Origin of the sequence: Bacillus sp. MUM 13 (genome assembly GCF_001866725.1) — a bacterium.
Classification (GTDB): domain Bacteria; phylum Bacillota; class Bacilli; order Bacillales; family DSM-1321; genus Peribacillus.
The window spans coordinates 1-23,447 of sequence record NZ_MLYQ01000065.1 but is presented as its reverse complement, the minus strand read 5'-3'; the positions used below and the strand labels follow the sequence as shown (position 1 = coordinate 23,447).

Below are 23,447 nucleotides of genomic sequence, written 5' to 3'. Positions count from 1 at the left end.
ACTGCCGCGCATTTATTTAGCTGATTCATTTAATTGATTATAAATGGCCATCTGGTGGCTCGGCAGCGGTTTATCCAGTTCATTTTGCATGATATGTGCGGCTTTCATCAGTTTCCTTGAGTCAATGCCCGTTTTGATCCCCATATTTTCAAGCATATGGACAAGGTCATCTGTTGCGAGGTTGCCGCTTGCACCAGGTGCATATGGACAGCCTCCAAGACCGCCAAGAGAAGCATCAAAAGTTTCTATTCCAAAATCAAGGGACTTCAGTACATTTGCAAGTGCCATTCCATGTGTATCATGAAAATGCAGCGCTAATTTGCTTTTATCAAATCTTGCAAGTGTTTGCTTGAGAACCTCCTCAACCTGTCTTGGATTGGCGATTCCAATTGTATCCCCAAGAGAGAGCTCGCTGATCCCCATGCTAAAGAGCTCTTCGCACACCCTGAATACCTGGTCAAGAGGTACTTTCCCTTCATAAGGGCAGCCAAATACGGTTGATACGTACCCCCTGACAGTCTTGCCGTGCTTCTGAGCAGTCTCTGCCACTTCTTTTAAGACTGGAAAGGTTTCTGAAATTGATTTATTGATATTTTTTTTGTTGTGAGTTTCAGTTGCTGACATAAAAACTGATATTTCATCCATACCAGCGTTTAAGGCAGCTTCCAATCCTTTCATATTTGGCACAAGGGCAGCATATATGATACCCTGGTTTCTCTTGATGCCTGCTGCCACTTCTGCTGCATCGCCAAGCTGGGGAATCCAGCTTGGCCTGACAAAGGAAGTTGCCTCGATATAAGTAAGGCCAGTTTCTGATAAAGCGTTGATCCATTCTATCTTCCTATCTGTAGAGACAATAGCTTTTTCATTCTGAAGCCCATCTCTTGGCCCAACCTCTTTAATTGTTACTTTTTCTGGCCATTTCATTGTTTTCCTCCGCTCTATTTATTCAATAATAGCGAGTATGTCTCCCTCGTTCACAAAGTCCCCTTCACTTACTTTTAATTCTTTAATATTGCCGCTTGATTCAGCAGAAATTGGAATTTCCATTTTCATAGATTCCAGAATAACGATATCCTGGCCTTCTTCTACCTTTTCATTCTCTGAAACCACAATCTTCCATACGCTTCCAGCCATGCTTGCTTTAATTTCTTCCATCTTTAAATCCCCCATTTCTTATGTTGTCGGCGATGATTTTTTATAGTATTTTTCAATATAATCTGTTGTGGTGTCTCCATTTGCGAATGCTTCATGAGAGATAATCTGTTTTAGCATAGGTATATTCGTTTTAATACCAGTGATTTCATAGTTATCCAGTGCATCCTTCATTTCCTTGATTGCTTCATTTCTTGAAGCCCCTTTTACAACAAGCTTCGCAATCATAGGATCATAGAATGGAGATACCGCAGAAGAGGAGTGGATCGCCAATTCATGGCGTATATTATTTCCTGAAGGAAGTTTAAGATTTGTTATCTTCCCTGGTGATGGAAAAAATGTATTCGGGTCTTCCGCGTAAATCCTGACTTCTATGGCATGCCCGTTTCTTTTAACATCTTGCTGGGTAAATGCAAGCTTCTCTCCAGAAGCAATCCTAATCTGCTGCTCCACTAAATCCAGTCCCGTTATTTCTTCCGTAACCGGATGCTCTACCTGAAGGCGTGTGTTCATTTCCAAAAAGAAAAAATCCTGATTTTCATCAACTAAAAATTCAAGTGTGCCCGCATTGGTATACCCGATGGCTTGAACCGCTTTTAAAGCAGCCTCCCCCATCTTTTGGCGGGTAACTTCATTAAGGAAAGGTGATGGAGCCTCTTCCAGAACCTTTTGATGCCTGCGCTGAATGGAACATTCTCTTTCCCATAGATAAACAGATTCCCCATAATGGTCTGCCAGCACCTGTATTTCAATATGACGGGGCTTTACTATTCTTTTTTCAATGAACATGTCACCATTGCCGAAAAACATTAAAGCCCTTTTCTGGTTGCCTTCAAATGCTTTTCTAAGTTCCGCTTCATCAGAAACGGCCTGCATGCCTATACCGCCGCCGCCAGCTGATGCCTTCAGCATAATGGGATAGCCAATGGATTTTGCTGCCCTTATAGCTTCTTCCGCATTTTCAAGCGGCCTCGAAATCCCCGGTACCAGCGGAAGGCCTGCCTGTTCCATAGTCTTTCTGGATTCAACTTTATTTCCCATCTTTTCAATCACTTCAGGTTTAGGCCCTATGAAAATTAATCCCTCTTTTTCACAGATTTCCGCAAACTCTCTGTTTTCGCTTAAAAAACCGTATCCCGGGTGAATGGCATCACATTTAAAGGTTTTTGCCGCTTCCAAAATTCTCTCTATGTTCAAATAACTTTCCTGTACCTTGGAGCCTCCTAAAAGGAAAGCCTCATCCGCTTCCTTTACAAAAGGGGCATCTGCATCTGCTTCTGAATGGACAGCCACAGTGCGGATCTCCATTTTTTTGCATGTCCGGATTATTCTTGAGGCAATTTCTCCTCTGTTTGCAATCAGTATTTTTTCAATCAATTGACATCCTCCTTCCGGTTTTTGGAATTAAACTTATTGGACCCTTTGCTCACGGAATTGTTAATGATATTGTCCTAAAACATTTTTAGATTGCTCCCGGAGCTTATATTTCTGAATTTTCCCGGAAGCCGTCATAGGATATTCTTTCGTAAATTCTATATATCTTGGAATTTTGTGTTTTGATATTTTTCCCATACAATAGTTTTGAATTTCTTCTGCCGTAAGCCCGGAATTTTCTTTAGGAATAATCCATGCCATCAGTTCTTCTCCATATTTTTGATCAGGTACACCAATTACTTGTACATCCATCACACTTGGATGCTGGTAAATGAACTCTTCCACTTCACGGGGATACACATTTTCGCCGCCCCGAATGATTACATCCTTCAAACGTCCGGTAATCTTACAATAGCCATTTTTGTCCATTACTGCTAAATCTCCTGTGTGAAGCCAGCCTTCTTTATCGATGGCAGACTTTGTTGCATCGGGATTTTTGTAATATCCCTTCATAACATGGTATCCCCTGGTGCATAGTTCGCCCTGCTCTCCTCTTTCAGCTTCCTGATCTGTTCCAGGCAGCATGATTTTCACTTCAACATGCGGGAGCGCCCTTCCTACAGAGGTAACCCTAAGTTCTATATCATCATCACTTCTCGTTCCTGTTATCCCAGGTGATGACTCAGTCTGCCCGTATATGATTATGATTTCTTTTGCTCCCATTTTCCCCACCACATTTTTCATGACCTCTATCGGGCAGTTGGAACCTGCCATGATGCCAGTGCGCAAACTTGTGAGATCATATTGATCAAAGTCCAAAAGATTGAGTTCTGCAATAAACATTGTAGGAACTCCATGCAGTCCTGTGCATTTTTCATTTTGAACCGTTTTAAGCACTGTTCTTGGATTAAATTCCTCAACCGGGACCATTGCTGCACCCCAGGCCACACATGCCATCGTCCCAAGTACACACCCGAAGCAGTGAAAGAAAGGAACAGGGATGCACAGGCGGTCTTCCTTAGTCAATTTCATGCAGGAACCGATGCTATACCCATTATTCACCAGGTTTGAATGTGTAAGCATCACTCCCTTGGGGAATCCTGTCGTACCTGATGTATACTGCATGTTGATCACATCGTCCGGATTCATCGTACTCATCCGAAAATCCAGCATCTCTTCTGTAACAGAAGCTGCATCTCTTAAGAGATCATCCCATGAAAAAGTCCCTGGGTACGCATTGTCTGAAAGCACAATTACATTCTTTAATTTAGGCAGCTTTTCAGATTGCAGCTTTCCAGGCTGACAGGTGCGAAGCTCAGGCACAATTTCGTAAAGGGTGTCAATGTATGAATGATCCTTGAATTTTTCCATTAATATCAGCGTGCCCGAGTCGGATTGCTCCAGCAGATATTCAAGCTCGCTTTTTCGGTAATTCGTATTGACCGTTACCAGTACACCGCCCATTTTTCCTGTTGAAAATTGAGAAATCAGCCACTCAGGCTTGTTGGAAGCCCAAATTGCGATATGGTCTCCCTTTTCAATTCCAAGTGACATAAACCCTCTGGCAGCCTGCCGGCAAATCTTTTCAAATTGGCTGTAAGTATAACGCAAGCCCAGATCGTGATAGACAACCGCTTCTTTTTCCCCTGCCTCCCTGGCAGTGTTTTCCATCAATTCTCCAACCGTTACACGCAACAATTCAGCCATTAAAATCCTCCTATTCAGTGATTATTTGCAGAGACGTCTGTCGAAGCGGAAGCTGTCAATTTTTTTGGGGCTTATATCATTTCAATCCATGATTCTCTTTACTGATGAGCAGGATCAGCAGCCTAACTGCCTGGCAATGACGATTCTCTGAATCTCCGAAGTTCCTTCCCCTATTTCAAGGAGTTTGGCATCCCTTAAATACCTTTCCACTTCATATTCACGCATGTATCCTGAACCGCCGTGAATCTGGATGGCTTGATTCGCTGTACGAAATGCCATTTCGGAAGCGTAAAGCTTTGCATAAGCTGACTCTTTCGTAAAAGGCTTCTTTTGATCCTTCAGCCAGGCCGCTTTATAGACCATATTTCTTGCCAATTCTATTTCCATGGTCATATCTGCAAGTTTAAATTGGATGGCCTGGAAATTGGAAATCGGCTGGCCGAATTGCTGGCGTTCCTTAGCGAATGATAGTGCCCTCTCAAATGCTGCCTGGGCAATACCAACTGCAAGAGCTGCAATAGAGATTCTTCCGCCATCCAGGGTATACAAAAATTGCTTAAACCCTTTTTTTGGATCTCCAAGGATATTTTCCTTTGGCACCCTGACATCCTGAAGTATGATTTCACAGGTATTTGAAGCCCTTACTCCCATCTTTTCATAATTAGAGTTTATGGTCAGCCCTTTCGTATCTGTCGGGACGAGAAATGCTGAAATAATATTTTTCCCTCTGCTGTCTTTTCCGGAAACTGCCGTAACCGTAATGGTGCTTGCGTAGCTGGCATTTGTTATCCAGCATTTTTCGCCGTTCAGCACATACTCATCACCTTCAAGCACTGCACGTGTCCGGGTTCCCCCTGCATCAGATCCTGCATTAGGCTCTGTCAGTCCAAACGAAGCCAGTTCCTCTCCTTTTGCAAGAGGCACCAAATATTTTTGTTTTTGCTCTTCAGTCCCAAAGTAGTAAATGGGGCTGGATCCCAAGGAAACGGCAGCCGCATAGCTTAAGCCAGTTCCTCCGCATGCTTTGCCGATTTCTTCCACCGCAATGGCATATGAGACTGTGTCGCCGCCAGAGCCTCCATATTCTTCAGGAAACGGAATGCCAAGCAGTCCTAACTCCCCGATTTTTTTAAAAATATCTTCACCGAAACGGGAATGCTGATCAAGTTCAATCGCTTTAGGCTTAATTTCTTTTTCAGCAAAGTCCCGTACCATTTCTTTAATCATTTGCTGTTCTTTTGTAAGTTCAAAATTCATGAAAATCCTCCTCAGGTATATTGTATGTCCTTCAAGACCGACCGGTTGGTCTGCCAAAGCCGAAATGTAAGCGCTTAAATTAAATTGAAAACAAAAGATTTCAGAGAAATTCTCACTTTACTTCTCTTTTTTCTTTGCTTGGTCTGTCAGCAGAGACTGCAGAACCAAATCGACAAAAATGTCACCAATTTCATCTATCGTTTTTTCTCCGTCTTTTTTGTACCATTTATATGACCAATTCACCATGCCCAGTATGCTCATGCCTGTTATTTCAACCGGCAGCTCTGGCCTGAAGACCCCCAGTTCCTTGCCTTCCTCGATTACTGCAAAGATCATTTCTTTATAACTTTTACGTTTTCTTCTAATTGCTGCTTCATATTGAGGCTTCAAATACATGCTTTCCTGATAAAATACCGAGATGTGGGGTTTATAGAGGTCAAATACTTTTACAAAAGACTTGATGATCATTGTCATTTTTTTTGCTGGAGATGCACTGGCGGCTATTGCTTCCTGCGCCTTTGTTAAAACATATGTAATGAACACATCATGGATGACAAACAATAGCTCGTCTTTCGACTGGAAATGATGATAAAAGCCGCCCTTGCTTGTACCGCATTCCTTGACAATTGTATTAACCGTAACACCATGATAGCCATATTCCTCAAAAAGAAGAAGTGATGTTTCGATGATTCTTTCTTTTAAATCCGTAGGGCATCCGCTCCCCCTGCCATGCCTGCATAAGGCTTGGCTAATGATGAATTGCCAGCGATAGATTAATATTAACAAATAAACTGAAAATAAGTCAATTTCTTAATTATTAAAATAGATAAAATTTTAAGAAATGCATCTGCCGCAATCTGCACTAAAAATGCCTGCTGAAATCAGCAGGCATACTGGGAACTACACATTCATTTTCTTTTTGCCGCCCATATATTGGCGCGGGGTTCCATAATACATTATTTTATTGAATTCCGGGAAAACCGATTCAAAGGTGACATAAATCGGGCTGTCCACCAGCCAGGGGAAATGCTGAAAAAATACCCTGTCTCCATGTATGATCGCTTCCAAAGCTGTCGGTATTTCCTTCATAAAAACCATATATCGCACTCTTGATATATTTTCATCAAAATCTCCGCTGCTGATATAAACTTTGCCTGAAAGCAAGAATTGTCCAAGGCGCGGCTGCCATTCTGCAAGGAATTCATCTCTCAGCTGAGGATTAATGCTTCCTTTGTCATACGAAGTGCCGATGCCAAGAAACAGCTCACCTGTTGCATCAGAATGTGTAAGTGTATATTTCCTGCCTTCTGCCGGCATGCTTTTTGTCGCAGGAGGTCTATAGGTGACAAGCAGTTTTTCTGCATTGAAGGTCATGGGAGGCCATTCTCCTTTTTAATTCCGGGTTTACCTCATCCTATGCCAAATGCCCAAAAATGGTTAATATCTGCCCTATATTTTCTGGATCTCCGCTGAAATCATTTGCCACTTGCCATTGTTGTATTCCCAATCGGAGATCACCTCGGCCAATGCATCTGCATGGTAAGCGCCGCTTATTCTTTGGATGCCCCTGATACACTTTTTGTTTCCGATTACCTTGATAATTTTCATAGAAGAGTATGGGTCGATAAGAAGTTCGGCAGGTTCATTCAAACGGCCCTTTTGATAAATGCCAAGCCTCTCATATTCCTCCTTTCGGGAGGATACATCCATGATTACCGGTTTATGATTCTTTAAGGTAATCTTAGCGAGATATCCGTCCAAAAACTCCCCTCCGGCACTAACTGGCGGAGGAACCTTTAAGTCCTTTACACGGCCTCCTTTAAAACTGAAAGCATATCCTTTGACGGTTCCCCCGCTCCCGCCTGTGTCTGCTTGTGCAAAAATATCACAAACATGGTCTCCGTTAAAATCGGCAAAGAATAAAGAAGGGTTGTATCCTCCCTCTAGGGGGACCTTTAAAAATTCCGGCGGAGAAGTGACCGTTATAAACATTTTCTTTTGAAATTGGCTTTTTGCATCATATGGTATTCCTGAAATGGCAATTTTATCAGGGATTCCATCACCTGTTACATCCTTCTCTTTGGAAACCAGCAATTCCCCATTATGAGAAAGAGTTTTCTCCGCAGATGCCGGATAACTGAAAATGGCAAAAAAGAAAAGGATAAGATAACTGGAAATAAGGTGGGCTTTTCTTGGTTTCATCGTATCATTCCTTTCAGGTTAAAGGATAAATACTATTTATTCGCTTCCTTCTGCTTTAGATATCGATTGTCCTTCATGAACATTCTCCAAAAATAGAAGAACCCCGGAAACAAAATCGCAAAGCCGACGATATAGGTGGCAAAAACAGCTCTAAAAGAATTGGGGTCCGTAAAGCCAGAGTGGATTGTCACATTGGGATAAACCATATAAGGCAAATGCGCTTTTCCGTAAACATAGCTTGCCAGCAAATACTGCAGAGTAATTGAAACGACAGCAAGCCTTGGCATGGCTTTAATATTTTTCTTTGAAAAAAACGGCAGATATAGGGCAATCCCTCCTATTATGAAAAAAAGCAAAGAGAATAACAGGATAGGCAAATCATCCATCATCTTGTTGTACAGCCAGGCTTCTTCATTTCTCAGGGTAATCATGATCAAAAATGCCATTAATAAAGAAATAGGGCCAGTTATCATGGCATCCTTTCTATACACCTTAAAGGCCTCAAGTTCGTTCGCTTCCTTGGAGTAATCAGACAGCAGGAGCGATGACAAAAACAGCGTGCTGCTGATCGCAAAACCAATAAAGGCATATTCATTCGGACTGGTAAATAACTCAGCCAGCTTTAATGTCTGCTTTCCATTTACTGTTGTGACAAAATGGCCATGAGTGATAGGTAAAACACTGATTAAAAGTGCCGGAATCAAGATCCCGGTGATTCCGGTAATGTAAGTCAAAATCTTCTCATAATCAATCGCTATATGAGAGAAAACCAGAAAGGCGCTTCGCAGGGCAAGCAGCAAAAGTATGAGGCTCCCTGGCAAAAGCAGGATTGTCCCAAGTGTAAAAGCTGCACCGGGAAACAAACTATAGATGGCAACAACGAGCGCGACGATAAATGTGTTGGTCACTTCCCATGTCGGCGATAAATACCTGTTGGCAATATTGGTGGCTCTTGTCTTTTCACGGTTGAAATAAATCATGGACCAAAATCCTGCGCCAAAATCCATGGTTGCCATAACAGAGTAAATAAAAACAAATCCCCAGAGAACGATACTGGCTATGACTGCATCTGACATATAAATCCTCCTTAAGAATTAGAATCGAGAGCCTGATTGTCTTTTTGCTCTGCCTGATGAATGGCATCCAGAGCACTGTGCCGCTTAAAGTAATACATAAGCACAAAAAGTACAGATACCGCTAAAATCAGATAAACAATCAAAAATAAGATAAATAGCAAGCCAAGATTGGATGTCGATGTAACCGACTCCTTCGTTGTCAGGAAATTATAAATCGTCCACGGCTGGCGCCCCGTACAGGCAAAAATCCATCCGCATTCAATAGATAAAACTGCCAGAGGGCCGGAAATCACAAAGAGCCACATAAGAAAACGCGGAAACCTTTCTTTTTTGAACCACTTATCCCAGATAATCACCGCTGCTGCCAGCAATATCAGCAATGAGCCTATTCCTACCATTGTATTGAATAGGGTATGTATAAATAGGGGCGGCCAATGTTCTTTTGGGAAATCATTCAGTCCCGTCACTTTAGTATCAAAACTGTTAGCTGCCAAAAAGCTTAAAGCCCACGGGATTTCAATTCCCCATTTCACAGACTGTGTCTTTTCATCTGTAAATCCTCCAATTGAAAGCGGAGCATGTGTCTGTGTTTCAAACAGACCCTCCGCTGCAGCCAGCTTTTCAGGCTGATATTCGTATAAATGCTGTGCAGAAGCATGTCCGTTCAATGCTGTAAACAAGGCAAAGATTCCTCCTGCTACTACACTCAGCATTAATGCTTTTTTATGAAATACATACACTTTAGAACCAAATCCCGCTTTGATCATTTTATAGGCAGAAACAGAAGCTACGACAAATGCACCGGTGGTATAAGCTGATAGTGCAACATGCAGTGCTGTGACCAGGAAGCTGGGATTGAAAAAGGCGGCCCATGGATGAACATCCACAATTTCCCCATTTTCAATTCTGAATCCTGTCGGAGTCGCTTCAAATGCATGGACATTAGTAATCAGTACAGCAGAAAATAAAGCTCCCAATGCAACCAGGCTTAAACTTCCGATACGCATCCACGGTGCCACTCTATCTGCAGCATACACATAAATAGACATAAATAGAGCTTCAACGAAGAAAGCATATATTTCTATTTGAAAAGGAAGCGTCATGACCCTGCCGATCACCTCCATAAAGCCAGGCCACAGCAAAGTCAGCTGAACGCCTGCAATCGTTCCGGTAGGGATACCAACTCCGAGCAATACGGCGAATGCCCTTGTCCACCGCTGAGCCATAACGGCATAATGCAGGTCTTTTTTTCTTTGATACATGATTTCCGCAGTCAAAATCATAAATGGCAAACCTACTCCTATTGTTGCAAAAATAATGTGAAAACCCATCGTGGTCCCAAACATAGACCTGGCAATCAGTAAATGATCCATTTTTTTTCTTCCCTTCACTCTTATGGTGTTTCTTATTATTTCCAGAGAAAGAGAATCTATGAAAGAAACCGGCCGATATTTATAAATAAATCCTCAACATAGCTTCTTGGCAGGCAGAGAGGAAATGAATATTCATGTTTTTTATTGGCTCTTTTCTTAAAGATTTTGTTTTTTTAAATTTGTTATGTGAGGCGTTCCCATTGTCATGTCAAGTTGATTGGAGCGTAAGGTGGGGGACTCCTGTGGGATTAGCGGGAAGCAAGCATCCTGGATCGGAAATCATCCACCATGTTTCATAGCAACAAAGTTTACGAAAACAGCCTTTATTTAAGATCGTAATATAATTAGCCACAAACTATATTTACACCTATAATTTTTACACGTATAATAAGAAGGTGAATTAAAAGATGGGGGATGGATAAAAACCATGTTCAAGGATGAGATAGGGTTTACTGCCTCATCAACCAGCAAAAAAATACGGGGATTGGTAAGTAAAGTATTGAAGGGATATAACATTACAGCTGAGCAATGGACCGTGTTAAAAGAATTAACCTTTGTATCCAGTCTCAGCCAAAAGGAATTATCCGCAAAAACCGATAAAGATCAAGCTACCTTAACAAAGATATTGGATTTGCTTGAAAAACACGATTTAGCCACAAGAATCCCCAATCCTGAAGACAGGAGATCTTTTCTCGTAGAAGTCTCTGAAAAAGGAAGAAATACTGTTGAAGCGGCTCTGCCTGCAGTGGAGGATATGTATGGCGAAATACTTCAGGGAATAACGGATGAACATCTTCATTTATTTATGAATGTTCTCGTTACAATACAAAGAAATATCAGTAAGCACGAAGCATCAAATTGCCTTACTGTATCAAAGAAAGAAGGATAAGTTTTGAAACAGCAAGCACCTGTCAAATTATGGACCTGGCAATATATCATCATTATTATTATGACTTTTTTATTTTTCCTTATCCTTCAGGCACTTATGGGCGGCTTCCCGGCTTTTGTCGGCGAGATTACACATGATCCCGCAAAAGGCGGATTGATGACAACCTCTTTCATGCTCGCTGCTATATTTACAAGGCCGTTTATCGGTATTTTTATGCATAAGCTGAACATGAAAGCCACTTTAATAGTTACATTGCTTTTTGTATTGATTACAATTGGTTTAAGTTTTGGCCGAGCCACCTTTTCCATTTTAGTGATGCTAAGAATACTGCAAGGAATTTCTTTTGGTATTATCTCTACACTTTTTGCAACATTTGCCACTAATTTAATACCTTCTGCCCGAATCGGGGAAGGCATAGGCTATTTTGGAATGGCAACTAGCCTTGGAACGACATTTGGACCTATGATTGCCCTTTCTATGCTGCATTCATATTCATTCAATAAACTGTTAACCGTAATGCTCTTTATAACTATGCTCACTGCAGCAGGAAGCTTTTTTATCAAAAACAATCAGGGTGCCCCGGCTGCAAAACCAGTTCCGGACAAATCCCTTCTCGAATTTGCCTTTGATAAACGCGCCTTTCTTCCATGTTTGCTTGTAGCCTTGTTTTATATTACTTTTTCAGGAATCGTGAATTTTATTGATGGTCTGGGAGCAGCCAACCATTTTGGAGGAAAGGTTTCTGTATTCTTCCTGATTGTAGCTGGAATGATGGTATTCACAAGGCCGTTTTCCGGTAAAATATATGACCGCTTCGGACATAAATTTTTAATTTATCCTGCAAGTGTCTGTGGTATTATCGGCTTGATACTTCTTGCTTTCACACATAACTTTGCCATGCTATCTGCTGCAGCCGTCTTTTACGGCATTGCATATGGAATCATGCAGCCAACCTTCCAGGCTTGGGCTGTCAGCCGGGTAACCCCTGAAAAGAAAGGGACAGCAAATGCCATGTCCCTAAGCTTCATGGATTTGGGCATGGCGATCGGAGCCGGAACTTTAGGCAATGTTGCAGTAGAGATAGGCTATAATGCCACATATGGATTATCCAGCTTCTTAATCTTTCTGCTTGTATTTTTATATATGGCGTTCAGCTTAATAACTAAAACTAAGAAACAACAATTAAACCAAAGTGCGTAAGAAAAAGGCCCCCATTTATCTGGGGGCCTTTTTCTGATTTTACATGTAAATAACTTTCACAGATTGATGGAATAGATCCTTGCTTCGTGTGGATGTAACATCATTTTTTCTGCTTCATCTTGGACACATTCATAATTTGCGAGAATCAGCTCTTTATTTTTATCAGCTAACTCCGCGGGCAGCATAAATTCATTTTTATTATCGCTATGATTTAAGATGATCAAAAGCATTTCATTATCCAATTTTCGTGTATACGCATACAATTCAGCATGATTTTCTGTCAGATCATGATAATCTCCATAAACCATTGCATCTCTATCTTTCCGGATGGAAATTAGTTTTTTATAAAAATTCAAGACAGACATTGGATCCTTCTGTTCTTTTTCTGCGTTAATCGTTTTATAATTCGGGTTAATCCCAATCCATGGAGTACCTGATGTAAATCCTGCATTTTCCTCATCATTCCATTGCATAGGAGTCCGTGAATTGTCTCTGGACAGCGGCTGCAGGCTCCTTAGAACTTCATCTGGATGCTGCCCTTTTTCCACTTCTTCACGATATTTATTTTTCATGGCTATATCCTGATAATCCTCAATCTTATCGTACCGTATCCCAGTCATGCCGATTTCTTCGCCTTGATAGATATAAGGAGTCCCGGGAAGTGTATGGGTTAAGACTGCCAGCAGCTTTGCTGACTGCACACGGTATTCTTTGTCATTCCCATACCTTGTAACTTGTCTTGTATGATCATGATTGTTAAGAAACTGCGAATTCCACCCATTCCCCTTAAGCCCTTCATACCAATCCTTTTGTATGCGCTTAAATCGGAGCATGTCCCATGCCGGCATCTCATCGGCAATTTGGAAGTGGAACAAAGTATTTAATTCATTTCTGTCTTCACTTACATATAACAAACCTTCTTGCGGGCTGACAAAAGGAATTTCGCCAACCGTCATGATATCATAATTGCTTAATACTACATGGTGCATTTCCTGTAAATAATCATGGATACCTGGGTTATTTGCCAGGTATGATAAGTTAAATGGATCTTCAGCATCAGGATATCCTTGCTTCTTTGCAAGCAGATTAATTACATCCATCCGGAATCCATCAATTCCTTTATCCAGCCAAAATTTCATAATACGGTATATTTCCTGGCGGACATCAGGATTTTCCCAATTCAGATCAGGCTGTTCTTTTGCAAATGAATGAAAATAGTATTGATCCGATGTTTCGTCATAAGTCCACGGTGAAGGTGCAAAATAGGAACGCCAATTATTCGGCGGTCTTCCATCTTTTGAATCTTTCCAAATATACCAGTTTCGTTTAGGATTATCTGCAGATGACTTTGATTCCAAAAACCAAGGATGACGATCGGAAGTATGATTGACCACCAAGTCCATAATGATTTTCAGCCCGCGCTGGTGTACTTCCTCTACCAGCCTTTCAACACTGGCCATATCTCCCGCCTTCTCCATGACTCCGCAGTAATTGGAGATATCATAACCATTGTCTTTATCGGGTGAATCATACATTGGATTTAACCAAATGACATCTATGCCAAGATTTTTAATATAATCCAGCTTTTCTATCAGTCCCTCAATGTCTCCTACTCCATCTCCATTTGAATCAAAAAAACTCCTCCAGTATACCTGATAAACGACTGCTTCTTTCCACCATGTTTTTTTCATATGCTCCCCCTATTTTAAAGGCTCTCTTATATTGACTCTCGATTTCCGCAGCCCCACTTCCCGCAGAAATCCACATTTTTAAGAGAGCTATTTGGTACTTATAATGTGTTACCCTTCTTTTTTTTCAGCACGTGCAAACGAGCTAAAACTACGCCTTCATTGCTCCTGGATACTTCTTTTATAGCATAATTACGCAGGAATTGGAAAGTTTTCCGTATCAAAATACGGTTTGAGGAAGGATGCTTTTAAATGGTAAGCGCTCTCAAAATTACCTGTTGAGTCCGCTGAATAGGAATCCGTCTTCAGGAAGAATATTTCACATTGGGTCCCAATTTCACGGAATCCCAAAATCAGCCTTGCAAATGTATCAGGAATAAACAAAAAAATCCCTGAACAGTTAGATGCTGTTCAGGGATTATCTCTATTGCTCCGTATCTCTTAAGACTGTTCTACGTTTGGATTGGAGTCTTCTAAACCGATCTTCCAGATTTCAGCTGCTTTTCCGCTTTCTGTTTCATCAATGATAAACGATCCGTTGGTATAGCGGTCGGTGAACCTTAAACTTCCAGCATGGGAACTTTCAATTATCCCCTTTTCCGTTCTGATAAAAATGGTGTCGCTGTTTACAACGGTTTCAAAACCAATGACCCGGTGCGGGTGAGACTTTAATTCCCTAAGCACAACGACCCCACGTTTGGCACGGGAAGACTTTTCAAATTCAGTAAGCTTCATTTTCTTAATCGCGCCTCGCTGGGTAACAACCAGGATGCCCTCTGCTGAATTCTTTTGAAGCACCTTGCCGCCAACGACGAAGTCTCCGTCTTTTAAGTTCATGCCTTTTACTCCGGCAGCCCTGACACCGACTGCACCAACTTCTTCTTCATCAAACCATAAAGCAAACCCATAATGGCTGATCATAATAATGGATGTGCTTCCATCAGTAAGATGCACATCAGCCATTTCATCATCGCCTTTCAGATTTACGCCGACAAGAGGTTTTGAATAACGCTGAGCTTTATAGGAACGCAGCTCGGTTCTTTTCACCATTCCGTTCTTCGTAACAAATAACAAATATTGCTGCTGTTCAAAGTCCTTAATCGGGATCATTTTAACTATTTGCTCATCACGGCTAATTGGCACAATGTTGGCAATATGCTGCCCTGTTTCTTTCCAGCGGATATCCGGCAGCATATGAACTGGACAGTACAGGTAATTCCCTTTGTTGGTGAACAGGAGGATAACATCCGTTGTATTGGCTTCCGTTTTCTGAAGGAGCCTGTCAGAGTCCTTCATGCCGAAATCAAGACCCCCTGAGGCAGCATACGACCTGAGAGAAGTTCTTTTCACATATCCTTCCTTCGTGACTGTGACCATAACATCTTCGCTGGCTACCAATACTTCCAGATTAATTTTAATTTCTTCTATTTCGTTTTCAATTCTAGAACGGCGTGTATCGTTATATGTTTTTTTAATGCTTTTCAATTCTCTTTTAATGACTTGAAAGAGTGTTTTTTCATTGTCCAGAATGGCCTGCAATTCCTGAATCTTGCGGTTAAGCTCTTCTGCTTCAGACTGAAGTGCAGTGATATCCGTATTGGTCAAGCGATAAAGCTGCAGGGATACGATTGCTTCAGCCTGCGGTTCTGTAAATTGAAACCTCTTTATCAGGTTATCCTTGGCATCCCGTTTATCCTTGGATGAACGGATGACTGCAATAACCTCATCTAAAATGGATAACGCCTTCATCAATCCATCCACAATATGTGCTCTGTCCTGTGCCTTTTGCAGTTCATAGCGTGAACGGTTCAGGATGACTTCTTTACGGTGGCCGATATATGCATCAAGAAGCTTTGGAAGACTCATTAACATTGGCCTCTTTTTATATATGGCCACCATATTAAAGTTATAGGCTATCTGAAGATCTGAATTTTTATAAAGATAATTCAGCACGCCTGAAGAATCTGCTTCTTTTTTCAATTCTATGACAATCCTTAATCCGGTCCGGTCCGATTCATCACGAACCTCAGAGATTCCCTCCACTTTTCGGTCGAGCCTGAATTCATCGATTTTTTTGACCAGATTTGCTTTATTTACTTCATAAGGGATTTCTGTCACAACGATCTGCTGCCTGCCTCCGCGCATATTCTCTACTTCGGCATTGCCGCGAATAATAATTTTGCCTTTTCCGGTTTCATAGGCTTTTTTTATGCCTTCAATCCCCTGAATGATGCCTCCTGTCGGAAAATCTGGCCCTTTTATGACTGTCATTAATTCATCGACAGTTGCATCCGGCTTGTCCATTCTCATAATGGCTGCGTCTATAACCTCTCCTAGCTGGTGAGGCGGAATCTCTGTTGCATAGCCTGCTGAAATACCAGTCGATCCATTTACCAGCAAATTAGGGAACATTGCAGGAAGAACAACCGGCTCGTTTGAGGTATCATCAAAATTGGGAATGAAGTCTACCGTCCGTTTATCAATATCCCGAAGGAGCTCTGCCGCAATGGCTGATAGCCTTGCTTCTGTATAACGCATCGCTGCTGGAGGATCGCCGTCAAGGCTGCCATTGTTGCCGTGCATCTGCACCATAACATTTCGAAGCTTCCATTCCTGGCTCATCCTGACCATGGCATCATACACAGATGAATCTCCGTGCGGATGATAGTTCCCGATTACGTTTCCTACCGTCTTGGCTGATTTTCGGAAACCTTTATCATTTGTATTCCCTTCCACATGCATCGCATACAATATGCGCCTCTGGACCGGCTTTAGCCCGTCCCTTGCATCAGGGAGCGCACGGTCTTGGATGATATATTTGCTGTATCTCCCGAACCGGTCTCCAATAACCTCTTCAAGGGGCAAATCATGAACTTTCTCTTCTAAAGACATTAAATTTTGACCTCCTCTGATATCGACATATTTTCATTATCCAAAATATTCGACTCTTCTTCGAGACCAAACGCTACATTAGCTTCAATCCATTTTCGGCGCGGCTCTACTTTGTCGCCCATAAGGGTCGTAACCCGTCTTTCTGCCCGTGCTCCATCATCGATTTTTACACGTATTAAAGTTCTTGTTTCCGGGTTCATGGTGGTTTCCCAAAGCTGGTCGGCATTCATTTCTCCTAAACCTTTATACCGCTGGAGCATATAGCCTTTGCCTACCTTTTTGATTGTATCCTGAAGTTCTTCATCACTCCACGAATACTCTATTACTTCCTTTTTCCCAGTCCCTCTGCTGACCTTGTACAAAGGTGGAAGCGCAATGTATACCTTGCCTGCTTCAATCAGCGGCTTCATATATCTATAGAAGAATGTGAGGAGCAGCACCTGAATATGGGCACCGTCAGTATCCGCATCCGTCATAATTACGATTTTATCATAATTGGCATCTTCCACATTGAATTCCGGCCCTACCCCAGCGCCTATTGCATGTATAATGGTATTGATTTCTTCATTTTTAAAAATATCCTGCAATTTTGCTTTTTCTGTATTGATAACCTTGCCCCGAAGAGGCAGAACAGCTTGAAAACGGCGATCTCTGCCCTGCTTGGCAGAACCTCCTGCCGAATCACCCTCTACCAGGTACAATTCATTTTTTTCAGGATTTTTAGATTGAGCGGGCGTGAGTTTTCCTGATAAAACAGCATCAGATTTTTTTCTTTTTTTACCGCTCCTGGCATCTTCACGGGCTTTCCTTGCTGCTTCGCGGGCCTGAAACGCTTTAATGGACTTTTTGATCAAAGAGCTGCTTGTATTCGGATCTTCTTCAAAGAAGTATGCTAAATGCTCTGTGACAATACTGTCAACTGCTGAACGCGCCTCACTTGTTCCAAGCTTCCCTTTTGTCTGGCCTTCAAATTGAAGAAGCTCTTCTGGAATCCGGACGGAAATAATAGCAGATAAGCCTTCCCTTATATCTGTGCCTTCCAGATTTTTATCCTTTTCCTTCAGCAGGCCCGTTTTTCTTGCATAATCATTAAAAGCCCTGGTCATTGCTGTTTTAGCCCCGACTTCATGTGTGCCTCCATCTTTTGTACGGACATTGTTAACAAAGCTCAGAATATTTTCTGAATACCCATCATTAAACTGAAAGGCAAAATCGACTTCAATATTGTTCTGTTCCCCTTCAAAGCTTACCACGCTGTGAAGGGTATCTTTTTCTTCATTTATATATTCTACAAATGCTTCAATGCCATTTTCATAATAAAAGTTATCATGGTGATCATGCCGCTCATCTATTAATTCAATCTTCATTCCTTTTAAAAGAAACGCAGACTCTCTTAGGCGTTCACAAAGTGTTTCATAATTGTATACGGTAACCGAAAATATGGATGTATCGGGTTTAAAATGAATTTTAGTTCCCGACTGATTGGTTTTGCCTATTTTTTCCAAAGTAGTTTCTGGTTTGCCTCCATTTTCAAATCGCTGTTCGTAAATGAAGCCATCCCGCTTAATTGTAACAACGAGCCATTCTGAGAGGGCGTTTACCACTGAAGCTCCCACACCGTGAAGCCCTCCGCTGGTTTTATAGCCTCCCTGGCCAAATTTCCCTCCTGCATGAAGGATTGTCAAAATGACTTCAGGTGTCGGCTTGCCGAGCTTGTGCATTCCGGTCGGCATTCCCCGGCCCTTATCTGTCACGCTGATACTGTTATCTTTATGTATTTTAACGATGATGTGGTCTCCGTAGCCAGCAAGCGCCTCATCCACGGAGTTATCAACAATCTCATATACCAAATGATGAAGTCCTCGTGCATCGGTGCTTCCGATATACATTCCTGGACGCTTTCTCACCGCTTCCAGGCCTTCAAGGACTTGAATCGCATCATCATTATATTCGATTGTACTAACTTTCTTTGCCACAGAAATTCCCCTTTCCTTGCAACAACAACACTTCTGGGCCGTATCATTCAGTATGATATGACTCATAAATAAATAGGCTTTATATTATTAACTTCTTATATGATAAGTATAATCCAAAAGAAGAAAAAGAACAAATGTTCTATTTTTGTTTTCCATCATGATTACCATGACAGCAATGACATGTAAATATTCCTTTGCATCTTGGCATTTAAATATGCTTCTTGTTTTCGATTGTTTTAATTTGGAGTCCATAAAAAAAGAGCGGGGCTTTGTCCGCTCTCAGCCTTACTTTGTAAGGGCATGTTCCACTTTGATGCAGCGATCCATGATGACGGTGTAACCTTTTTCTGTTAAGAAATTATACGCTTCTTCATTTTCAAGCCCCAGCTGTGCCCAAAATATATCCGCATCGACTTCGTCGAATTCCCTGGCGATCTCCGGCAGATATTCGGAGCGGCGGAAAACATTCACAATATCTACATGTCCTTTAATATCTTTTAAGGAAGCAACTGCTTTCACTCCAAGAACTTCTTCGACAGAGGGATTTACCGGTATGATTTCATATCCGCTATCCTTCATGGCTTTTGAGACCATATAGGATGTACGTTCCGGATTATCTGATAGCCCGACCACAGCAATTACCTTGGCCTTTTTTAATATACGGCCGATTTCTTCCCGGCTTGGAATATTCATTGTCATGATTTTCAGCTCCTTAGTTTTATTCTATTTCTCGTTCAGGAGGCATAAATCCTGTTTATCTTTAAATTTTAGCATATAAACAAACAGGAGAAAAATCTTTATTAGCCTTTAATATAGAGATATTGCTGACTTTCCCGCTGTTTTCATGCAAATTTCTCCTATAAACGGCTATCTTTCCCCTAAAAGAGTTATGCTTCACCCTGAGCCTTTCTTCTGTAAACAAATTTCGTCCACTGATCTGCACATATGGATACGAGTGTGCCAAACACCAGGCCATTATTGAGCAGCGAAACGATAATTGGAGGAAGCCCCTGAAAGGCTGTGCCGGGAACAAACATTAAGCCTACTCCGCTTAATAGTGACACGCCGATAACCGTACGTATTCTAATTTGTTCTTTTTCTTTTTCGAATTCCGCAAACGCCATGCCTAGCATGCCGGTAAACACTACAAATGTCACGGAATATCCGACTGGAATCGGAACGGCTGTAAAAATGGCCATAACCTGCGGGAAAAAGCTTGAAACGGCAATTAAAATGGAGCCGAGCAAAAACGGCAGTCTGGATGTCATCCTCGTTGCGGCAATAAACCCCGCAGCACCTGAAATCGGGACAGGTCCAACTGCACTGAATACTCCTCCTAATATCTGGTTTATACCGGCTGCCATGCCTGCTGATTTAAGTTTTGCCTTGCCTCCTCCCGGGTTTATTGAATCCATGGCCATTTCTGCTAAACGGATGCTTGCTATCATATTCGTCAGCAAAAGCAGTGTAACAAATACTGCTGTCATGATCATCCCTGAATTAAACTTTGGGGAACCAAAAGCAAACAGCTTTGGCAGTGAAAAAAGCTGATCTGGGGAATAGGCAGCCTTCTTCGCTGCTCCGAAAACTGCAAAAAGAAGCCAGCCGCAGGCAAGGGAAATTAACACTCCGTATCGCCGGATGGATTCCTTTTTATGTTTTGTCACATAAAAAGTGATCAGCACAGTCAGCAGGCTTAATCCGGCAATTTTCAAATCAGCTTTATTTCCTGTATACCCCAATCCAAGCATACCGTTTAAAAATGATTTGCTGAGCTGCATAACCAGAAGAAGCAGATAGATGCCCATCACAACAGGCGTAAAAAGGCGGCTGATCACTTTTATCAATCCTGCTGCACTAAGTATGATAAATAAGATGCCGCTTGCAATCAAGGCTGTCTGAAGGGCTCTTAGGGTATCAGAGCCTGATGCAAACAGTGTGGTGCTGAAACTTGCGTAAAGGGCAAACACTCCCCACCATAAACCTGCCGGCCCTTCATTAATAGGCAGCCTGTGCCCGCAGGTTACCTGGATGACTCCGGCAACACCAAGAACAAATATTGTCCTTTGAACAAATTCTGCTGCTTCATGACCCGTTAAACCGAATAAGTCTGCAATCGCAATGGGCGCTACGATTGAAGAAGCAACCATAAAAGCGATCCATTGCAAAGCGCCAAATAAATTTTTCATAACAATCTCCCGTTTTCATCAACTAGTCTACTACATTACTATTTTAACATAACTGCCTATTGCCAGGGGAAGGGACAGGAAAGTTTTGGATGCAAAGTACCGGCAATCTCACATGGTTTAAAACTTTCATGAATAAAAGCCGTAAAATTCATGGAATAAAAAATCTCATAGCCGATGGTTTTTTTGCATAATCATGATAAAATATAGAGTACCTTGCTTACTGGCTAAAGGTTTACATGCTTTTTGGATAAATGTACGATAGTGACAATCTGCCAAAAGCAATCATACATACAAATAAATACATATAAGAAAGGGCTGCAATATGTTACTAATTATTATCACATTGGCGCTTGCCTACCTGCTTGGTTCTATTCCTTCCGGCTTGATTATCGGCAAGATCTTTTATAAAACGGATATCCGTGAACACGGAAGCAAAAACCTCGGCGGCACCAATACTTTTCGGACGCTCGGCATTAAAGCCGGAATGGCTGTTACCATAATGGATATATTAAAAGGAACACTGGCTACTATGCTTCCTATGATGATCGGAGCTCATATCCATCCCCTTCTGGCAGGAGTTTTTGCTGTAATCGGCCATATGTTTCCTGTTTTCGCAGGGTTCCGCGGAGGAAAAGCTGTAGCTACTTCAGGAGGAATCGTACTTGCCTATGTCCCCCTGCTGTTCGTTGTAGTCTTAGCCGCCTTCTTTATTGCGCTGTATTTATCAAAATATGTGTCTCTTTCCTCCATGGTGGCTTCAATCGTTTCACTGGCCTATGCCATCATTTTTAAGTGGAGCGACTGGCCCCTGATAATCGTCCTTGGAGTGCTGGCTATATTTATTTTTTATCGCCACCGTGCAAACATTAAACGGATTCTGGATAAAACCGAGCCAAAAGTAAAATGGATTTAACAATATATTCCCGCCGTCCCAAATCAAAACATAAGGGCTGGCATTTAATTTTCGCAGCTGTCAGTAAAAAAGAAAGGAGCTAATATGAAGCCTCTGCAAATATCGGCTGAAACTGCCATTAAGCTTTCAAAATCACTATCAGTGCCAATTGAACAGATCATGCATATGCCTCCGCATATTCTTATCGCAAAAATAGCTGAAATGGAAGCAAAGGAAAAGGAATAAAGAACAAGAAGAGAGCCGCCAAAGGCAGGTCATGCCCGAGATAAGCTCTCTTTTTTTTTGTCCTGTTTTTATAACCCCAAGCTCACTTCTGGTGATGGACTACTTTATTAAAGATCTCATGAAAAAGCTCCCACTCTGTAATTTGCTCCTTTAGTTCGCGCACTCCATTTTTGGTAATGTAGTAATATTTCCTGCTTGGCCCCTCCAGAGAATCTCTCCAATAACTTTTCACAAGTTCTTTTTCTTCTAATTTTTTCAAAGCCGGATACAGCATTCCTTCTTTAAATATCAGGTATCCATCACTGATCCTTTTTAATTCCTCGATAATTTCATACCCATACATATCCCGGTTCTTTAAAATTGAAAGAAGCACCATCTCTGTGCTGCCTTTCAGCAATTCGGATTTACGCATTTATCCCGCTCCCTTAACTATATCGCATTATTATATACCCTCAATTTCCATTACATATTAATAATATATAGATAAAAATCTGTTATTTTCTAAACTATATAGTCAGCTTCAATACATTCAGTTAACTCAGCTCACCCCATATAAGAAGTAATAGGTATATAAGCAGTGTCACTGGACGACCGAAGCATTCATATCGCATGACTAAGTAACCCATTATTATAAAGTAGTGCTGTTAATATCTATATTTTAACACAATATAGCAACTCTTCTGAATTTTTTTACACCAGCTGAATTTTTATAGAGAAAAATGATTAATATGATTTAAATTTTCATAGATTTATACTCCCTTACATGCCCCCCCTGGAATCATCGCAAGGGCCAGCTTCCTGCCGGGATGACTCATCGTTCGCTTCTTTACTAGCATTGCTATATACTATTGTTAACGACTAGTATGAAGGGAGACTTTGCTATGAAAATATTTATTAACGATGAAGCAGCAGCATGGTATAAAGATGAGCTTTCGTTAAAAGAAGGAGATTCTCTCCGTTTTTTCGCAAGATATGGAGGATACAGTCCTATACAAAGCGGCTTTTCATTAGGGGTCAACAATACAGATCCCGAAAATCCGGCTGCCCAAACTGAAAAAATGGGCATTTCATTCTTTATCGAAGAAACCGACTCATGGTACTTTGACGGAAATGACTTGCATATTGAGTTTAACCAGAAGTATAACGAACCAGAGTTTTTATACAAAAAATAGACTCTATTAATAATAATTTCTATTGAATTTTAGAAAAAAGGCGTATTATCCCTAGTCGAATCAGCGCAGTCTGCAGACTTCGCTGATTCGACTTAATTAACATTTTTACACCTTTTCATCTATCTATATCTGTAAATTCAGCCATAAGAAATGCCCCCT

The 23,447-nt window shown here is 41.5% G+C and carries 21 protein-coding genes; 5 read left to right on the top strand and 16 right to left on the bottom strand.

The features are described from left to right. Positions 1–12 precede the first annotated feature (12 nt). From BIV59_RS15690 to BIV59_RS15645, 10 genes are all read right to left on the bottom strand, one after another. Positions 13–927, bottom strand: a complete 915-nt coding sequence (locus BIV59_RS15690) for a hydroxymethylglutaryl-CoA lyase (RefSeq protein WP_071352391.1) — start codon at positions 925–927, stop codon at positions 13–15. Positions 928–945: 18 nt separating this feature from the next. Further along, positions 946–1,158: an acetyl-CoA carboxylase biotin carboxyl carrier protein subunit gene (locus BIV59_RS15685; protein WP_071352390.1), complete on the bottom strand. Its 213-nt coding sequence runs from the start codon at positions 1,156–1,158 to the stop codon at positions 946–948. A gap of 18 nt (positions 1,159–1,176) precedes the next feature. Continuing rightward, positions 1,177–2,532, bottom strand: a complete 1,356-nt coding sequence (locus BIV59_RS15680; protein WP_071352389.1) for an acetyl-CoA carboxylase biotin carboxylase subunit — start codon at positions 2,530–2,532, stop codon at positions 1,177–1,179. Positions 2,533–2,592: 60 nt separating this feature from the next. Continuing rightward, on the bottom strand, positions 2,593–4,236 hold the full coding sequence (locus BIV59_RS15675; protein ID WP_071352388.1) for an AMP-binding protein: 1,644 nt from the start codon (positions 4,234–4,236) through the stop codon (positions 2,593–2,595). Positions 4,237–4,350: 114 nt separating this feature from the next. Beyond that, positions 4,351–5,493 (bottom strand): acyl-CoA dehydrogenase, encoded by a 1,143-nt coding sequence (locus BIV59_RS15670; RefSeq protein WP_071352387.1) that lies wholly within the window; start codon positions 5,491–5,493, stop codon positions 4,351–4,353. 117 nt (positions 5,494–5,610) lie between these two features. Further along, on the bottom strand, positions 5,611–6,246 hold the full coding sequence (locus BIV59_RS15665) for a TetR/AcrR family transcriptional regulator (RefSeq protein WP_071352424.1): 636 nt from the start codon (positions 6,244–6,246) through the stop codon (positions 5,611–5,613). Between the two features lie 147 nt (positions 6,247–6,393). Next, complete coding sequence (locus BIV59_RS15660) at positions 6,394–6,867, bottom strand: staygreen family protein (protein ID WP_071352386.1); 474 nt, start codon at positions 6,865–6,867, stop codon at positions 6,394–6,396. 75 nt (positions 6,868–6,942) lie between these two features. Further along, positions 6,943–7,695: a hypothetical protein gene (locus tag BIV59_RS15655; RefSeq protein WP_071352385.1), complete on the bottom strand. Its 753-nt coding sequence runs from the start codon at positions 7,693–7,695 to the stop codon at positions 6,943–6,945. Positions 7,696–7,727: 32 nt separating this feature from the next. Continuing rightward, positions 7,728–8,771 carry a cytochrome d ubiquinol oxidase subunit II gene (locus tag BIV59_RS15650; protein ID WP_071352384.1) on the bottom strand — a complete coding sequence of 348 codons (1,044 nt, stop codon included), beginning with the start codon at positions 8,769–8,771 and terminating at the stop codon, positions 7,728–7,730. An 11-nt stretch (positions 8,772–8,782) separates the two neighbouring features. After that, positions 8,783–10,144: a cytochrome ubiquinol oxidase subunit I gene (locus tag BIV59_RS15645; protein WP_071352383.1), complete on the bottom strand. Its 1,362-nt coding sequence runs from the start codon at positions 10,142–10,144 to the stop codon at positions 8,783–8,785. A gap of 427 nt (positions 10,145–10,571) precedes the next feature. Between BIV59_RS15645 and BIV59_RS15640 the strand changes: the two genes are divergently transcribed. Then, the gene (locus tag BIV59_RS15640; protein WP_071352382.1) at positions 10,572–11,033 is read left to right on the top strand and encodes a MarR family winged helix-turn-helix transcriptional regulator; all 462 of its coding nucleotides are present in this window, start codon (positions 10,572–10,574) and stop codon (positions 11,031–11,033) included. Between the two features lie 3 nt (positions 11,034–11,036). Then, positions 11,037–12,233, top strand: a complete 1,197-nt coding sequence (locus BIV59_RS15635) for an MFS transporter (RefSeq protein ID WP_240501923.1) — start codon at positions 11,037–11,039, stop codon at positions 12,231–12,233. A gap of 56 nt (positions 12,234–12,289) precedes the next feature. On the opposite strand, the gene BIV59_RS15630 is transcribed toward BIV59_RS15635, so the two are convergent. From BIV59_RS15630 to BIV59_RS15605, 5 genes are all read right to left on the bottom strand, one after another. After that, entirely contained in the window at positions 12,290–13,924 is a 1,635-nt protein-coding gene (locus tag BIV59_RS15630) for a glycoside hydrolase family 13 protein (protein ID WP_071352381.1), read from the bottom strand. A 438-nt stretch (positions 13,925–14,362) separates the two neighbouring features. Continuing rightward, on the bottom strand, positions 14,363–16,813 hold the full coding sequence (gene parC / locus BIV59_RS15620; protein WP_071352379.1) for a DNA topoisomerase IV subunit A: 2,451 nt from the start codon (positions 16,811–16,813) through the stop codon (positions 14,363–14,365). Continuing rightward, complete coding sequence (gene parE, locus BIV59_RS15615) at positions 16,813–18,768, bottom strand: DNA topoisomerase IV subunit B (RefSeq protein WP_481747442.1); 1,956 nt, start codon at positions 18,766–18,768, stop codon at positions 16,813–16,815. Before parE ends, parC begins: the two co-directional genes overlap by 1 nt. A 306-nt stretch (positions 18,769–19,074) precedes the next feature. Further along, the gene (locus tag BIV59_RS15610) at positions 19,075–19,488 is read right to left on the bottom strand and encodes a CoA-binding protein (RefSeq protein ID WP_071352377.1); all 414 of its coding nucleotides are present in this window, start codon (positions 19,486–19,488) and stop codon (positions 19,075–19,077) included. 188 nt (positions 19,489–19,676) lie between these two features. Then, on the bottom strand, positions 19,677–20,978 hold the full coding sequence (locus BIV59_RS15605) for a purine/pyrimidine permease (RefSeq protein WP_071352376.1): 1,302 nt from the start codon (positions 20,976–20,978) through the stop codon (positions 19,677–19,679). A gap of 322 nt (positions 20,979–21,300) precedes the next feature. Here BIV59_RS15605 and plsY point away from each other — a divergent pair, with 322 nt between their 5' ends. Further along, a complete protein-coding gene (plsY, locus tag BIV59_RS15600) occupies positions 21,301–21,891 on the top strand; it encodes a glycerol-3-phosphate 1-O-acyltransferase PlsY (RefSeq protein ID WP_071352375.1) in 591 nt (196 codons plus the stop codon). Positions 21,892–21,975: 84 nt separating this feature from the next. Next, entirely contained in the window at positions 21,976–22,116 is a 141-nt protein-coding gene (locus BIV59_RS15595; protein ID WP_071352374.1) for a YycC family protein, read from the top strand. Between the two features lie 82 nt (positions 22,117–22,198). Here BIV59_RS15595 and BIV59_RS15590 read toward each other — a convergent pair whose 3' ends face one another. Then, on the bottom strand, positions 22,199–22,528 hold the full coding sequence (locus BIV59_RS15590; protein WP_071352373.1) for a PadR family transcriptional regulator: 330 nt from the start codon (positions 22,526–22,528) through the stop codon (positions 22,199–22,201). Positions 22,529–22,997: 469 nt separating this feature from the next. On the opposite strand from BIV59_RS15590, the gene BIV59_RS15585 reads away from it, so the two are divergent. After that, positions 22,998–23,288, top strand: coding sequence for a HesB/YadR/YfhF family protein (locus BIV59_RS15585; RefSeq protein ID WP_071352372.1), 291 nt, complete (start codon positions 22,998–23,000; stop codon positions 23,286–23,288). Positions 23,289–23,447 lie beyond the last annotated feature (159 nt).

Bases quoted from the DNA above. Each gene is read 5' to 3' on its own strand.
- BIV59_RS15690 (WP_071352391.1), bottom strand. From the start codon at position 927: ATGAAATGGCCAGAAAAAGTAACAATTAAAGAGGTTGGGCCAAGAGAT.
- BIV59_RS15685 (WP_071352390.1), bottom strand. From the start codon at position 1,158: ATGGAAGAAATTAAAGCAAGCATGGCTGGAAGCGTATGGAAGATTGTG.
- BIV59_RS15675 (WP_071352388.1), bottom strand. From the start codon at position 4,236: ATGGCTGAATTGTTGCGTGTAACGGTTGGAGAATTGATGGAAAACACT.
- BIV59_RS15670 (WP_071352387.1), bottom strand. From the start codon at position 5,493: ATGAATTTTGAACTTACAAAAGAACAGCAAATGATTAAAGAAATGGTA.
- BIV59_RS15660 (WP_071352386.1), bottom strand. From the start codon at position 6,867: ATGACCTTCAATGCAGAAAAACTGCTTGTCACCTATAGACCTCCTGCG.
- BIV59_RS15655 (WP_071352385.1), bottom strand. From the start codon at position 7,695: ATGAAACCAAGAAAAGCCCACCTTATTTCCAGTTATCTTATCCTTTTC.
- BIV59_RS15650 (WP_071352384.1), bottom strand. From the start codon at position 8,771: ATGTCAGATGCAGTCATAGCCAGTATCGTTCTCTGGGGATTTGTTTTT.
- BIV59_RS15645 (WP_071352383.1), bottom strand. From the start codon at position 10,144: ATGGATCATTTACTGATTGCCAGGTCTATGTTTGGGACCACGATGGGT.
- BIV59_RS15640 (WP_071352382.1), top strand. From the start codon at position 10,572: ATGTTCAAGGATGAGATAGGGTTTACTGCCTCATCAACCAGCAAAAAA.
- BIV59_RS15630 (WP_071352381.1), bottom strand. From the start codon at position 13,924: ATGAAAAAAACATGGTGGAAAGAAGCAGTCGTTTATCAGGTATACTGG.
- parC (WP_071352379.1), bottom strand. From the start codon at position 16,813: ATGTCTTTAGAAGAGAAAGTTCATGATTTGCCCCTTGAAGAGGTTATT.
- BIV59_RS15610 (WP_071352377.1), bottom strand. From the start codon at position 19,488: ATGACAATGAATATTCCAAGCCGGGAAGAAATCGGCCGTATATTAAAA.
- BIV59_RS15605 (WP_071352376.1), bottom strand. From the start codon at position 20,978: ATGAAAAATTTATTTGGCGCTTTGCAATGGATCGCTTTTATGGTTGCT.
- plsY (WP_071352375.1), top strand. From the start codon at position 21,301: ATGTTACTAATTATTATCACATTGGCGCTTGCCTACCTGCTTGGTTCT.
- BIV59_RS15595 (WP_071352374.1), top strand. From the start codon at position 21,976: ATGAAGCCTCTGCAAATATCGGCTGAAACTGCCATTAAGCTTTCAAAA.
- BIV59_RS15590 (WP_071352373.1), bottom strand. From the start codon at position 22,528: ATGCGTAAATCCGAATTGCTGAAAGGCAGCACAGAGATGGTGCTTCTT.
- BIV59_RS15585 (WP_071352372.1), top strand. From the start codon at position 22,998: ATGAAAATATTTATTAACGATGAAGCAGCAGCATGGTATAAAGATGAG.